The organism is Paenibacillus sp. FSL R5-0623, assembly GCF_037974265.1.
In the GTDB taxonomy this organism is placed as follows: Bacteria; Bacillota; Bacilli; order Paenibacillales; family Paenibacillaceae; genus Paenibacillus.
Window position 1 is genome coordinate 2925327 of record NZ_CP150233.1, and the last position, 13915, is coordinate 2939241.

The 13915-nt window shown below is 46.1% G+C and carries 12 protein-coding genes and 1 pseudogene; 11 read left to right on the top strand and 2 right to left on the bottom strand.

Annotated features, from left to right (window positions below; genetic code table 11):
* Nucleotides 1–150: 150 nt before the first annotated feature.
* Nucleotides 151–606, top strand: a complete 456-nt coding sequence (locus MKY92_RS12990; protein WP_339301062.1) for an SRPBCC family protein — start codon at nt 151–153, stop codon at nt 604–606.
* Between the two features lie 32 nt (nt 607–638).
* A complete protein-coding gene (locus MKY92_RS12995; RefSeq protein ID WP_169481673.1) occupies nt 639–800 on the top strand; it encodes a hypothetical protein in 162 nt (53 codons plus the stop codon).
* Nucleotide 801: 1 nt separating this feature from the next.
* Here MKY92_RS12995 and MKY92_RS13000 read toward each other — a convergent pair whose 3' ends face one another.
* Nucleotides 802–2022, bottom strand: coding sequence for an MFS transporter (locus MKY92_RS13000; protein WP_339301063.1), 1221 nt, complete (start codon nt 2020–2022; stop codon nt 802–804).
* A gap of 286 nt (nt 2023–2308) precedes the next feature.
* Between MKY92_RS13000 and MKY92_RS13005 the strand changes: the two genes are divergently transcribed.
* On the top strand, nt 2309–2890 hold the full coding sequence (locus MKY92_RS13005; RefSeq protein WP_339301065.1) for a TetR/AcrR family transcriptional regulator: 582 nt from the start codon (nt 2309–2311) through the stop codon (nt 2888–2890).
* A 79-nt stretch (nt 2891–2969) separates the two neighbouring features.
* Nucleotides 2970–3938: a D-2-hydroxyacid dehydrogenase family protein gene (locus MKY92_RS13010; protein WP_339301067.1), complete on the top strand. Its 969-nt coding sequence runs from the start codon at nt 2970–2972 to the stop codon at nt 3936–3938.
* 140 nt (nt 3939–4078) lie between these two features.
* Here MKY92_RS13010 and MKY92_RS13015 read toward each other — a convergent pair whose 3' ends face one another.
* Nucleotides 4079–5116, bottom strand: coding sequence for a LacI family DNA-binding transcriptional regulator (locus MKY92_RS13015; protein WP_339301069.1), 1038 nt, complete (start codon nt 5114–5116; stop codon nt 4079–4081).
* Between the two features lie 387 nt (nt 5117–5503).
* On the opposite strand from MKY92_RS13015, the gene MKY92_RS13020 reads away from it, so the two are divergent.
* The 7 genes and pseudogenes from MKY92_RS13020 to MKY92_RS13050 all read left to right on the top strand — a co-directional run bounded on the left by MKY92_RS13020 (nt 5504) and on the right by MKY92_RS13050 (nt 13849).
* Nucleotides 5504–6553: a 2,3-butanediol dehydrogenase gene (locus MKY92_RS13020; RefSeq protein WP_076249528.1), complete on the top strand. Its 1050-nt coding sequence runs from the start codon at nt 5504–5506 to the stop codon at nt 6551–6553.
* A 181-nt stretch (nt 6554–6734) separates the two neighbouring features.
* Nucleotides 6735–8048 (top strand): hypothetical protein, encoded by a 1314-nt coding sequence (locus tag MKY92_RS13025; RefSeq protein WP_339301070.1) that lies wholly within the window; start codon nt 6735–6737, stop codon nt 8046–8048.
* A gap of 268 nt (nt 8049–8316) precedes the next feature.
* Nucleotides 8317–9101: pseudogene (locus MKY92_RS13030) on the top strand (IS30 family transposase).
* A gap of 190 nt (nt 9102–9291) precedes the next feature.
* Entirely contained in the window at nt 9292–10395 is a 1104-nt protein-coding gene (locus tag MKY92_RS13035; protein ID WP_339301072.1) for an NADH:flavin oxidoreductase, read from the top strand.
* Between the two features lie 399 nt (nt 10396–10794).
* Nucleotides 10795–12123 (top strand): beta-N-acetylhexosaminidase, encoded by a 1329-nt coding sequence (gene nagZ, locus MKY92_RS13040; RefSeq protein ID WP_339301073.1) that lies wholly within the window; start codon nt 10795–10797, stop codon nt 12121–12123.
* Between the two features lie 41 nt (nt 12124–12164).
* The gene (locus MKY92_RS13045) at nt 12165–12869 is read left to right on the top strand and encodes a response regulator transcription factor (RefSeq protein WP_339301075.1); all 705 of its coding nucleotides are present in this window, start codon (nt 12165–12167) and stop codon (nt 12867–12869) included.
* A complete protein-coding gene (locus tag MKY92_RS13050; RefSeq protein ID WP_339301076.1) occupies nt 12866–13849 on the top strand; it encodes a sensor histidine kinase in 984 nt (327 codons plus the stop codon). The genes MKY92_RS13045 and MKY92_RS13050 overlap by 4 nt, the downstream gene beginning before the upstream one ends.
* Nucleotides 13850–13915 lie beyond the last annotated feature (66 nt).

Below are 13915 nucleotides of genomic sequence, written 5' to 3' on the forward strand. Positions count from 1 at the left end.
ATCTGTATTCCTTACTTATATTGAAAACGGGCCTCCTGTACTAAGACAGGGGACCCGTTTTTTGTTATATCATCTAGATGTGTTGTTCGACCAAGGAAGCAAGCGTATACTTTGCAAAGACCTTATTATTCCTGCCAAGGAGTGATCGCCATGATTGAAGTTTCAACCGAGATTACGATACATGCCTCGATTGAACGATGCTTTGACTATGCCCGGAATATTGATGTACATACTCAGACCGTCTGGCAACATACGAGAGAGCGAGCAGTTGCAGGGGTAACCACAGGAAGAATTGGAGCAGGGGATACCGTTACATTTCAGGCTACTCATTTTGGAGTCAGACAGAAGCTGAAGTCCCGGATCGTGCAGTTTGAACGACCTTTCCTCTTTGTGGATCAGATGGAGAAAGGGGCTTTTAAGAGCATGCGACATGAACATCATTTTAGCGTAATTGGGGATCAGATGACTTGCATGAGAGACACACTTCGATTCGAAGCTCCACTTGGATTGCTGGGATGGGCAACGGAGCGACTTGTGCTGAAGAGATACATGCAGGCATTTCTGGAGGATCGTAATCGTAAGCTCAAAGATATGCTTGAGCAGTAGCCAGAATTGAAAGGATAGAGGAGAGAAGACGTTTGATGGATAATGAATATTATGTAGGTTGGGGCACACTTGCCTTGATTAATGCCGGACTGGCTCAGGGAAAAAACAGAAGTGGTCGGAACTGGTTTCTGATTTCCCTGTTATTTGGTCCGTTGGCAACCCTTTTTATAGTTGTCTGGAATAAACTGGACTAATTCAACGATCGAGATTCCGATGCATATAACAATCGATTATCCAGAACACAAGGGCTGCTGCACTAACGCCAGCACCTAACCAGCATACGGCTGTCCAGCCCGCCCATGCATACACTTGGGTAGAAACAATGGAGCCAATCGCACTGCCGATGGAATAAAAGATCATATAGGCTGCCGTCAGGCGGCTCTGTGCTTCGGGGCGAACTTCGTAGATCAGGCTCTGGTTGGTAACATGTACAGCCTGCACGGCGAGATCGAGCAGGATAACACCCAGGATCAAGAACCAGAGAGAATGATGGACATAACCGATGGGCAGCCAGGATAAGAGCAGAATGACAAGGGCAACACCGGTTGTTTTCTGCCCAAGGCCCCGATCGGCGAGTTTACCTGCACGGGCAGCGGCCAGTGCTCCAGCTGCTCCTGCCAGACCGAATGCACCTATGACCGTATGAGACAGGGACAGTGGAGGGCTACTTAGTGGCAGAACCATGGAAGTCCACAAGATGCTGAAGGCTGTAAAAATCAGCATGGCGAGCACACCTCGTACTCGTAACACACGCAACTCACGGTACAGTTGCAAGACAGAACCGAGTAACTGGATATAACTTTGTTTTACTTGAGGAGATTGTTGCCTTGGGAGAACAAGATATAAGGCGACAATTCCGAGTAATGTAAGGCTGGAAGAGAAGAGATATACCGATCTCCAACCGAGCCAATCGTTCAGCGTACCTGCAACTGTTCGTGCAAGTAAAATGCCAATGACGATTCCGCTGGTTACCTGTCCGACAATGCGGCCACGTTCGGAAGGGTCTGCCAAGTGTGCAGCAAAGGCAACGAGCGTTTGCGTAATGACGGCTAATAATCCAACGACAGCCATCCCCATGAACAACAGGGAACTGGATTGTGCGGTTCCTACGATAACCAGTGCAAGTACGGACAAGAGCATTTGAATGATGATCAGCTTGCGGCGATTTAAGAGGTCACCAAGCGGAACGAGAAGGAACAGCCCCAAGGCATAACATATTTGAGTCACTGTGATGACAATCCCTATGGATGATGGAGAAAGGCTGAATTCTTGAGCGATGGAGTCCAGCAAAGGCTGAGCATAATAGATATTGGCGACCGCAAGTCCGCTGCACACGGCAAAGAGAAGAGCAACTAACCGTGACATGGCTGGACGATCCTTATTGGATAATTGTGCATCTGAAGAAGAAGTTTGCATGAGTAGTTGTCACCTTTCTTTTATGTACTGATCGGTATGTTATGTTTCGGGATAACCATACTTTATTTGCGTGAATTCTGTCAACAGAGATTTAGTTGAGGGTTAAACTAAAGATTATTTACCCAGAGAATACGACGACAAAATAACCATGTGATCACTTCTGTTCCAGATTTTTCGAATCATTTATAGCTAAAAAGCTCCTTTCCGGTTATTAGGTTTTGATTTTGTAATATAAGTGAGATTACAATATAATAAATACTGATCGATACATAAAGAGGTGGATTGTATGGTTAGACAACGGGAATTTGATACGGATAAAGCACTCGATGCAGCGATGCATACGTTTTGGGACAAGGGATTCGAAGCGTCATCTTTAAATGACTTGACGACCGCAATGGGCATACAACGTCCCAGTCTGTACGCGGCTTTTGGCGATAAAAAGGAATTGTTTGAAACAGCACTTCGCAGGTATACCTCTCAGCATGCGGCTCAAGTCAGAGCCAGACTTCAACAGGGCTCCTCCGTGCGGGAAGCCTTTCGTGGATTGTTTGAACACATTGGAGCAGAGGGGAGTGTGACCGAGCCTAGTCACGGCTGTTTTTGCATTAATACGATGGTTGAGCTGGCTCCCCATGATCCCAAATTCGCTGTCCTTACACGGGAGCATCAGATGTACCTGGGTGTACTTTTCAAAGAAACGATAGAACGAGGGCAACAGAGCGGGGAGTTGTCTACTGACATGAACGCGAGTACGGTCGCACAGTCTCTGGTAGTATCCATGATTGGACTGACTGTCTTGATGAAATCAGGACCGGATCGCTTGTTTGTGGAGCAGAGCATCCAGGTTACGCTGTCTTTGTTACAGTAATCGGAATGATACTTTTGAAAGTGATGCGGAGTTGCTACAATATGTTTAAGAAATGAGCAGATATAGGAGGAGATTAGAAATGAATACGAAGTTGCGCTGTGCTGTTTTGGATGACTATCAGAACGTTGCGCTGACGTCGGCGGATTGGGGTCCGTTGATGGATCAGGTGGAGATTCAGACATTCAACAACTATATGGGCTCGGAAGATAAAGTCATTCAGGAATTGCAGGATTTCGATATTGTGGTGCTGATGCGGGAACGTACACCGTTTCCGGAGAAGGTCATTTCACAGCTTCCTAGGCTAAAACTTCTGATTACAAGTGGTATGCGCAACGCGTCGATAGATCTCAAGGCTGCAGAGAAGAACGGGATTATTGTGTGTGGAACCGAGGGAAGCTCTAATCCGCCGACGGAGCTTACATGGGCACTGATTCTAGGTCTGTCCAGACAACTGGTTACGGAAAATAATGCACTTCGCTCCAATCGAAACTGGCAGAGCACTGTAGGGCTGGATTTGCATGGGAGAACACTTGGATTGATCGGTTTGGGCAAAATAGGTACTCGCATGGCTGAGATCGCACAAGCATTCGGCATGAATGTGATGGCCTGGAGCGAGAATCTAACACAAGAGAAAGCCGAAAAACATGGTGTAACTTGGTCCGAGACCAAGGAGCAATTGCTTGCACAGAGCGACATTGTATCCATTCATCTAGTATTGAGTGATCGTACGCGGAATCTGATCGGACAAGCCGAATTTCAACTAATGAAATCGAGTGCGCTACTCATCAATACGTCACGAGCGGGCATTGTTGATCAGGAAGCTATGGTGGAGGCATTGCAGCGTGGTGTGATTGCTGGTGCGGGTCTGGATGTATATGAGCAGGAACCACTACCAGTTAACCATGTGATGCGAACATTGCCCAACGTTCTTGCCACACCGCATCTGGGTTATGTGACTCGTGGCAATTATGAAATCTATTATAATCATACCGTAGAGAATATAGCGATGTTCCTGAAGGGAACACCAATCAGGCAACTGCATTCTTAGAATGAACGTATGCGGAGTATGACTCGGCTATAATTATATAGAATCAACGATAACGACAAATAAGGTGCTGCCAGGAAAGAGTTAGTCCTGAGCAACACCTTTTTAGTATATCTGTGTAGTAGAACAAATGAAGGAATAGCTTAACTGTGTGGTCCTCGCTGGGAAGAATGAATCATGGCGACGCTTGATTCACGAACGATTAAGCGTGGTTCAAACTGGATGTGTTCGTAATCGGTCGTATTCATCTCCCGAATTCGTTTTAACAACAGCTCGGTAGCAAGTCTGGCGACTTCTTCGCCCATAATGGACACGGAACTGATCTGAGGAGACGTGACAGTCGTCCATTGATTGTTATCCACACCCACAACAGCCACATCTTCAGGTACACGAATCCCTAACTCCTTGAACCGATTAACCAATCCGATGGCAACCATATCATTAATGGCATAGACCGCATCTGGCATATGCGTAAGTCCATAGAAATAATCTGCAGCATTAGCGCCTGTATTTAATGAAAAGTCCTCACCAAAGTAGACGAGAGAAATGTCCACATGGCCTACGGCTTGCTCATACGCACGAAAGCGTTCTTCAATAATGTCCTTCGGTGCACCGGCATATGCGATTCGAGTCCGGCCGATTTTGAACAGATGCTCCATCACCAATTTGCCTTCAGGTTGAGACAAAGAGACGATATCTGCCTTCATGCCAGGTTCCAGTTTTTTGCCGTAATTAATCATGGAGATAGGGAGCGGCGCTTTATCAATCAGTCCGGGTAACGTTTTGGGGTACGCCAGAGGCATGAAGATCAGTCCGTCCACATGCAATTTTTTGACATTACGAATGGTTTCAAGCTCCGTTCTGGCATTGCCTGCCGTATTGATCTGCACGACATGGTACCCATGCTGCTTCGCCGTTTGCTCTACAGACCAGGAGATTTCCGGAATGATGGCGTTACGTATGTCGGGTACCACGAGCGCGATCTGGTGCGTTTGCCGGATTTTCAGACTCTGTGCCGAGGTGTTGGGTACAAACCCCAGTTCTTCAATGGCCTGCATCACTTTATCTCGTGTTTTACTGCTGATGCCTTCTGAATTGTTGATGGCCCTGGATACGGTAGCGATGCCCACGCCGGCACGCTCTGCAACGTCCTTGATCGTAAGTTTCTGTTCTTTCCTCAATGTACAGTTACCTCACTTTATCGGAAACGATTCCGAATTATTAGGAATATGTATGAACTTCACGATAGTTATATAACTTGATTATAACATTTGAACAATGAAGTATCCCGTGAAAGAGCCGGATTTATGGCGAGGCCTGATTAAATTTCAATGGGACTACCATAATATTTGCCATAATATATGTTAATAACAAGGATTACATCGTTTGTAATACTGCTAAGATCACTTGAATTATAGTATAAGCATTCTTAAAGTGAACTCGATATGATCACGAAATAGACATATTAGTGGAGAAATATGTTTGACAGCGTATCTAAAATGTGACATATTTAATTTACGGAAACGTTTCCGATTATATCAAAACTTATGATCTGGGAGATGAAATGAATGAAAGCATTACGTTGGCATGGAGTCAAAGATTTACGTCTCGAAAATATTAATGAACCTCACCCTGAAGAAGGCAAGGTCAAAATAAAAGTGGAATGGTGCGGTATCTGCGGCAGTGATTTGCACGAGTACACAGCAGGTCCAATCTTCATTCCGGCTCAAGCGCCGCATCCGCTAACAGGGGAACAAGCGCCTATAGTTATGGGGCATGAATTCTCAGGACAGGTGGTTGAAGTAGGGGAAGGTGTTACACGTTTCAAGGCAGGCGATCGTGTTGTGGTAGAACCCATCTATGCATGTGGACACTGCGAAGCTTGTAAACAGGGCAGATACAATCTGTGCGATCAGATGGGTTTCCTTGGACTCGCTGGAGGCGGAGGAGGATTCTCCGAGTATGTAACTGCTGCAGAAAACATGGTACATGCCATTCCGGATTCAATCTCGTATGAGCAAGGTGCGTTGGTTGAACCTTCAGCAGTAGCACTTCACGCTGTGCGCCAAAGCAAGCTGAAAGTGGGAGATACGGCAGCCGTGTTTGGCGCAGGCCCAATCGGACTACTGGTCATCGAAGCGCTTAAAGCTTCGGGAGCGTCAGATATTTATGTGGTGGAGTTATCGGATGAACGGAAAGCAAAAGCCGAAGAGCTCGGTGCCATTGTGATTGATCCAATGCAGTTTAATGTCGTGGAAGAGATCCATCAGCGTACACAAGGTGGCGTTAACGTAGCCTATGAAGTAACTGGTGTTCCACGTGTTCTGCAACAAGCCATCGATTCAACACGTATTGGTGGAGAGTTGATGATCGTCAGTATTTTTGAACAGGAAGCACCGATTCACCCGAACTCGATTGTCATGAAAGAACGTACAGTTAATGGCATTATTGGTTATCGCGATGTGTTCCCGGCGGTTATCAGTCTGATGGATAAAGGTTTCTTCCCGGCTGATAAGCTGGTGACCAAACGAATTTCGTTGGATGAAGTAGTAGAGCATGGATTTGAAGCACTGTTGAAAGAGAAAAATCAGGTTAAGATTTTGGTAAAAGCTGAATAGAAATCACAGATAGTAAGAACAAGTAGACAGCACATCAACAGATGTGATTGTCTACTTTTTTTGTATAAATAGGGCGGAATTTGTTGCATGTGCGGGTGGTTTTACATAGTATAAAAAGATACAAATTGTATCATCTTGGTGTGAAGGTATTAATGATGAAAAAATGAAGGAGGAAGCGGACATGCAGAGACAAACAAAATGGACAGCCGTAATTTTGACCATTGTCGCAGGAATGAGCTGGATGCTTATGGGGAACTCCAAGCCGAAAAACACCACGTCAACGAGTCAACCCCCTGCGACGGAACGTGGGCTTGCCAAGGTGTCGAATGCACCGATTAGTTCAGCGGATGTAACATCGAAGATCGAACTGCTAGGTAGACCTTTTACCAAAACACCATATGCTAATAACGTCTGGGACATGCAACTGTACAACGGCAAAATATATTTGGGCCACGGAAATAGCAGCAATCTGGGCGTAGCTCCAAATTCAGGCCCTATCCCAGTCATTTATTATGATACAGCGAATGCAAAATTCAAGACCCAATCGGTGACTAACAGTAACCCGGGCATTTTGCCATCAACGAAGATGTATGTGGATGAGGAACAGATTGATATCTACAGAGTACTAAACGATAAGTTATATATTCCTGGCAATGATTCCGATAGTGAACAGTGGGAACTGGGCAACTTCTACCGTCTGGATGGAGAAGTGTGGACCAAATATCGGAATCTGCCGCTGGGTGTACACGTATACGATTTGGCATCTTATCAGGGCAAGATGTTTGCCGCGCTGGGGACAGATTCCAAACCAACAATATTAATCTCTCATAATGAAGGTGAAACTTGGCAGAAATATGCGACCATTAATACGTTTGGTTTCCGGGCCTATACCATGTTCCATCTTAATGGCAAGTTATATGCATCTGGCATGATGTATCCTGCCAATAAAATATGGAATGACAAAACCAATATTCTGGAGATTAACGAAAAGCTTGAGAAACGGGATGTTGTCATTTATGGCAGCAAAATGCTGCCTGGACTAACCTATCAAACGGGCACGATTCCTTATAATAAAATAGGCAAAAATGTTAACTTCAATAACAAGTTGCTCTATATAGCGGGAGGCGTGTTCAATGATGGGCAGCTGCTGCCCAAATCTTTGAATGTCATGACCGACATCAATCAGGCAAGGCGAGTTAATCTCCCAGATGCCAAGGCGCTCCCAACCGATGTGCTGTTGCGTGATGGCAAGGTGTATGTGCTTACGTACACTCGTCAAAGTGCCAATCTGTATATCAATCGGGTCTACCAATCCACTGATCTGACCACATGGAATGAGATTTTACGTTTTAACCAGGACACCTATGCCAAGTCTTTCGAAGAGAACGAGGGTGACTTCTACTTTGGTCTGGGTACCGATCCGGATGTGTTATCAACTTCATCAGGGAAATTGCTTCGAGTGAATCGGAGTGATATCCCCGTGAATGCTAATTAAATTGGAAGGAAGATTATGGATTATATACTATGCTACATCCACATTATTGGTGACCGGGAAAATACTTTAAGATGTAGTAGAGTGCATGTCAGACTGCTTCGGCAGTTTGATCAAACAGAGGCTGCCGTAAGGTAGCTTTCTTTTTTTTTCTATAAGACAGATTGTAATATGAAGTGCGACACCTACTGGAAATAAAAAAATGGCTCATAGCCTGATTCGTGTAGAATGAAAGTTACCACACAAGCATTCACACAAGGAGAATCAGTCCATGAGTTATTCACATCTTAGCATAATCGAACGCAGCAAGCTAGAAATCCTCCACAGCCAAGGTCAAAGTTCGAGAGCCATTGCAAAAGAACTGGGGAGGCATCCGTCGACGATTTGTCGTGAGTTAGATCGTGTTGCTGCATCGCAACCCTATCAGGCAGAACAAGCTCAAAACGCTTATGAGGAGCGTCGTAAGGCTTCTGTCTCCCTAGGTAAATGGTCAGAAGACTTGGCTGCTTCCTTGGAGAAGAAGCTTCAGGCGACGTGGTCTCCAGAACAAATCACTGAACGTTTCCGCATGGAAGGCCTGCCAACCGTCACCTTCAAAACCATCTATCGCTGGATCTACACGGGGCGCTTGGTTCAAGGCGTATTACAGATTCTTCGGCACAAAGGGAAGCGTCAAAAACCCGCAGAAACTCGTGGTAAATTTGCCATTGGTCGATCCATTTCGGATCGTCCCAAAGAGGTACGTTCCCGTGAAACGTTTGGGCACTGGGAACTGGATACCGTCGTATCGGGCCGTGGGAAAAGTAAAGGCTGCGTGGCCACGTTGATTGAACGTAAAACACGCCTATATACCGCTGTTCTCATGCCCGACCGTACCGCGTTGTCGATGGAGATTGCACTCGGTGTAGCCATCTCACAGAAGGTACAGATTTCGCTCAAGTGGAGGATGAAGAACTCGCACACTCACTCGATCTAATGAATCACAGACCACGAAAATGCTTGGGTTGGAAGACGGCTCACGAATCTTTCACAGAGGAACTGTCGCACTTGGTTTGACAATCCGTCATAAGATTAGTTTGAACGCCCAATTCGAAAATTTGAAAATAAAATTAAGAAACTATAAAATGGATAGAGAAATAATCCTAAACCAGTCAACTGGATTACAAGTGTTACAATATACAAAAGCATGTCGCATTTCATGTGGATGCGGAGTTCCACACTTCCAATTGCAAAGGAGCAATGTACTATGAACGTACCTTCAGCATTATTCAAACCTTTCACCTCGGACAAGCTAACATTGTCTAATCGAATCGTTATGGCACCCATGACTCGCGGATTCTCACCAGAGGGTGTACCTGGACCAGAAGTTGCTGAATACTATCGTCGCAGAGCAGCAGGTGGAGTGGGACTCATCATAACAGAAGGTACAGGCATTAATCATCCATCTTCGGTTAGTGGAGCGAGTATTCCATTATTCCATGGTGAGGATTCGTTGCAAGGATGGGCTAATGTAGTGAAAGCAGTACATGAAGCGGGTGGCAAAATCATGCCACAATTGTGGCATGTGGGTACAGCACGTCGTTCCGGTGACTTGCCTAACGCAGAAGCTGAGCCTGTAAGTCCGTCAGGGGTTAGCATAGCAGGTGAACCATCACGTGAACCATTAACGGAAGAAGAGATTCAAGGTCTTGTACAGGCATTTGCCCAAGCGGCAGCGGATGCACAGCGAATCGGGTTTGACGGCATTGAACTGCACGGAGCCCATGGATACCTGATTGACCAATTCTTCTGGGAGCAGACGAATCGACGGACCGACAATTATGGTGGTGATTTGGTACGTCGAACCCAATTTGCGATTGAAGTGATTGAAGCTTGTCGTGCGGCGGTTGGTCCTGATTTCCCAATTGTGCTCCGGTTCTCCCAATGGAAGATGGGGAATTATGAGGCACGTCTGGTGGAGACGCCAGAACAATTGGAGCAATTCCTGGCCCCACTCAGTGCTGCTGGCGTAGATATATTCCATTGCTCTACACGCCGGTTCTGGTTGCCTGAATTCGAAGGATCTGAGCTGAACCTTGCGGGTTGGACGCAGAAAATCACTGGCAAACCAGCCATTTCGGTTGGATCGGTAGGACTTGAAGCTGAATTTGTAGACAGAGCAACCGAGAACCCGGGAACAGGGGATGCCCACTTGGATCTATTAAATGAGAAGCTGGAGAACAATGAATTTGACCTGATCGCCTTGGGTCGTGTTCTGCTTAGTGATCCCGAATGGCCTGCCAAAGTTCGTGAAGGTCGCATATCCGAAATCATTCCATTTACAACGGAAGTGTTGCAAACACTCCATTAATAGAAGCCTAAGAACGTTTGGTGAAAGGTGAACTAACGCTGAACGGCAACGATTTACAACGAAAATTAAAACAAAAACGAACAAATAGGCCGCCTTTGGGCGGCTTTTTGATCTACCTATACTAATAATTTCAACATATGAAAAATTCACAATAGAAAATCATTTCCTGCACCGTTACTCCTTTTTACTCTCCACATACATCGCACACGCGCCTAGTCACAACACCATTAAGTTCCACATCTCAGGTTCCAGTGCAACCACTTTTTTTCGCTGTAACTATATCTGCACTACGATTTTAATTTCATACATGACTCATTTTGAAAATCCCCCACCTTATGATAAGGTTATGCCTGGACCCAAGGGTTGCCAAGATGACATTACATAAGGAGGAGAATATCCTTGCACAACTATAGGTACAACTCGAACAATAAATGGAGAAAACCACTGTATATGATGTGTCTTCTGCTGGGGATCGTTCTGCTTTTATCCGCATGTGGCCAAGCACAGAAACCTTCCTCCGCAACGGACTCGAATTCCGGCTCCAACGCTGGCTCTAACTCAGGGCAATCTTCCTCATCGCCGGAGCAGAATACCGCTCAACCGCAGGAAGAAGTACCAGAAGAAGTCGATCCGGTGCAGGAGCAACTGGGTTCATTAACGTTGGAAGAGAAGATTGGACAGATGATACTGGCCGGTGTTCAAGGGACAACGTTGGATGATCAAGCCAAACAGATGATTACGGATCAAAAGGTAGGGGGCATTATTTTCTATGCCAACAATGTATCGACACTTGAGGGAACAGCCAAGTTTGTGCAATCCATCAAGGAAGCAAATCAGTCCAACCCGGTACCGATCTTCATGAGTGTGGATCAGGAGGGCGGCAAAGTGAGTCGTATGCCGGAGACGGTGGAATCCATTCCTTCCAGTAGAAAAGTAGGCGAGACGAAAGATAGTGCGCTTGCTGAAACGATGGGTGAATTGTTGGCGAGACAAGTTCAGCTTGCGGGTTTTAATGTGGACTTTGCTCCTGTGCTGGATGTGAATAGTAATCCGAAGAACCCGGTGATTGGAGATCGTTCATTCGGTAGCTCGGCAGAACTGGTGTCACGTATGGGGATTGCAGAGATGAAGGGACTACGTAGTGAAGGGACTATTCCGGTAGTGAAACATTTTCCGGGTCATGGGGATACGTCCGTGGACTCCCATCTTGATCTGCCTGTCGTGAATAAAACGGAAAAACAACTGGCCGAGCTTGAATGGATTCCATTCCAGGCCGCAGTGAAGGAGCAGGCAGAGGCGGTCATGGTTGCACACATTTTGTTCCCGAAGCTGGACCCGGATCATCCGGCTTCCTTATCGGATGTCATTATTGGTGAACATCTGCGCGAGAAGTTCAACTATGATGGTGTGGTCATCACAGATGACCTGAGTATGGGAGCCATCGCGAAGAACTTCAAGTTGGACGAAGCAACCCTAGCAACGGTTAAAGCAGGAAGTGACATTCTCTTGGTCGCTCACAGTTATGAGAGTGCCAAGACGATTTTTGATACGCTAATAAGTGCAGTGAAGTCAGGTAAAATCACCGAGTCCCGAATTGATGAGAGTGTATATCGTATCCTGGCATTGAAGCAACAATACAAGTTATCGGATGATCAGAAAGCTTCCGGAGACCTGAAGCAATTGAATGCAGATATTGTGGATTGGCGTAAGCAAGTCGATGCTAGATAATAAATCCTGTGTTATGATTTTGCCAGAGGTGAGATCCAATAATGTATACCATTATGATAATAGAGGACGATCCCAAGATTGCGGGGTTATTGAAATCACATATTGAACGCTACGGGGATCGGGCCGTTCTGGTCGAGGATTTTGAGATGATTGTGCAACAGTTTGAGCAGGTACAGCCACATGTGGTACTTCTGGATATCAACTTGCCCAGTTACGATGGTTTCTATTGGTGCCGCCAGATTCGTACGCTGTCCACATGCCCCATTTTGTTTATCTCCGCGCGGAGTGGGAAGATGGATCAGGTCATGGCACTGGAGAATGGGGCGGATGATTATATCACGAAGCCATTTGAGCATGAGATTGTTATAGCGAAAATTCGAAGTCAGCTGCGCAGGGTATATGGGGATTACGCTGCACGTGACGAAGAACGCAAGGTGGAACTGGACGGCTTGGTCGTGTACTTGGAGAGACAGGAGATTCAGCTCGGTGATCGCAAAGTGCAGCTGACGAAGAAGGAAACGATTCTACTGGAAACGTTACTGCGCCGCAGTCCCAAGCTGGTGAGCAGAGAGACAATATTGGAGAAGCTGTGGGATGATTCTTTTGTGGATGACAACACACTCAGCGTTAACGTTACTCGGGTGCGTAAGCGATTAGCCGAACTTGGAATTACGGATGCACTGGAAACGGTCAGAGGTTCGGGTTATCGACTGAACAATAACTGGAAAGCCGCTTCTCCATCATGAGATTGTTTATACGAGAACATCTCGCTTTAACGTGCTGGGTTGTTGCCATCTTGTTCACCGTTGTTGCAGTATTCTGGTATGACGGTTACAACGATTGGGTCACGGCTGCTTATGCCGTAGCGTTGGGATTATTTTTATACATCGGATATTTGGTGTATCGTTATTATTCACATCGCTCCTTTTATACCCGGATGTCACGATCAATGGATTCGCTGAAGGAATTTGTACCATTGAACGAAACAAGTCCATTATCACTGGCGCTGGAGAAGCTGCTGGATTCACAATACGGACAGTATCATGCTCATCTCCATCGGCTGGAACAACGGCAACAAGAATATCTGACATTCATGAACCAGTGGGTCCATCAGATGAAGACACCTTTATCCGTCATCGAGTTGACTGTGGAAGGTCAGGAAGATGACGATCCCAGGCTCATAAGTATTCGAGAGGAAGCAGACCAGATGAGACGGGGATTGGAGACTGTGCTGTATGTGGCCCGGTTGGATACCTTCGAACAGGATTTCAGTGTGGAACCTGTGATACTGAAGACCGCTGGGGAAGAGGCGATCCATGAGCTCAAGCGATTCTTTATTCGCAATCACGTCTATCCAGAGATGCATATCGATTCTGCGCTGGTTGTACAATCCGATGCCAAGTGGATTCGTTTTGTCTTGGTACAGTTACTGTCCAATGCAATCAAGTACTCTGCGGGCAGTGGACAAAAGATTCATCTGCGTGCGTATGAAGCGGAACGCTCCATCGTACTGGAAGTCGAGGATCAAGGCATCGGGATTCCGAAGTCTGATCTAAACCGGGTATTCCAGCCTTTCTTCACTGGGGAGAACGGGCGGCATTTCAAAGAGTCCACTGGCATGGGGCTGTATATTGCCAAAGAAGTGTTAACACGCATGAATCATCGGATTGATCTTGAATCCGTGTACGGCGAAGGAACGACTGTCCGAATTACATTCAACTCCTGAAGTGACAGGTTGAAGATAAGATTGGAATGTGAGGTCTGTATTTTTGTTGAAGAAGTTTGAGTGGAG

What these genes read in the sequence shown, in the direction of transcription:
- MKY92_RS12990 (WP_339301062.1), top strand. Translation starts at nt 151, where the DNA reads ATGATTGAAGTTTCAACCGAGATTACGATACATGCCTCGATTGAACGA.
- MKY92_RS13000 (WP_339301063.1), bottom strand. Translation starts at nt 2,022, where the DNA reads ATGCAAACTTCTTCTTCAGATGCACAATTATCCAATAAGGATCGTCCA.
- MKY92_RS13005 (WP_339301065.1), top strand. Translation starts at nt 2,309, where the DNA reads ATGGTTAGACAACGGGAATTTGATACGGATAAAGCACTCGATGCAGCG.
- MKY92_RS13010 (WP_339301067.1), top strand. Translation starts at nt 2,970, where the DNA reads ATGAATACGAAGTTGCGCTGTGCTGTTTTGGATGACTATCAGAACGTT.
- MKY92_RS13020 (WP_076249528.1), top strand. Translation starts at nt 5,504, where the DNA reads ATGAAAGCATTACGTTGGCATGGAGTCAAAGATTTACGTCTCGAAAAT.
- MKY92_RS13025 (WP_339301070.1), top strand. Translation starts at nt 6,735, where the DNA reads ATGCAGAGACAAACAAAATGGACAGCCGTAATTTTGACCATTGTCGCA.
- MKY92_RS13035 (WP_339301072.1), top strand. Translation starts at nt 9,292, where the DNA reads ATGAACGTACCTTCAGCATTATTCAAACCTTTCACCTCGGACAAGCTA.
- MKY92_RS13045 (WP_339301075.1), top strand. Translation starts at nt 12,165, where the DNA reads ATGTATACCATTATGATAATAGAGGACGATCCCAAGATTGCGGGGTTA.
- MKY92_RS13050 (WP_339301076.1), top strand. Translation starts at nt 12,866, where the DNA reads ATGAGATTGTTTATACGAGAACATCTCGCTTTAACGTGCTGGGTTGTT.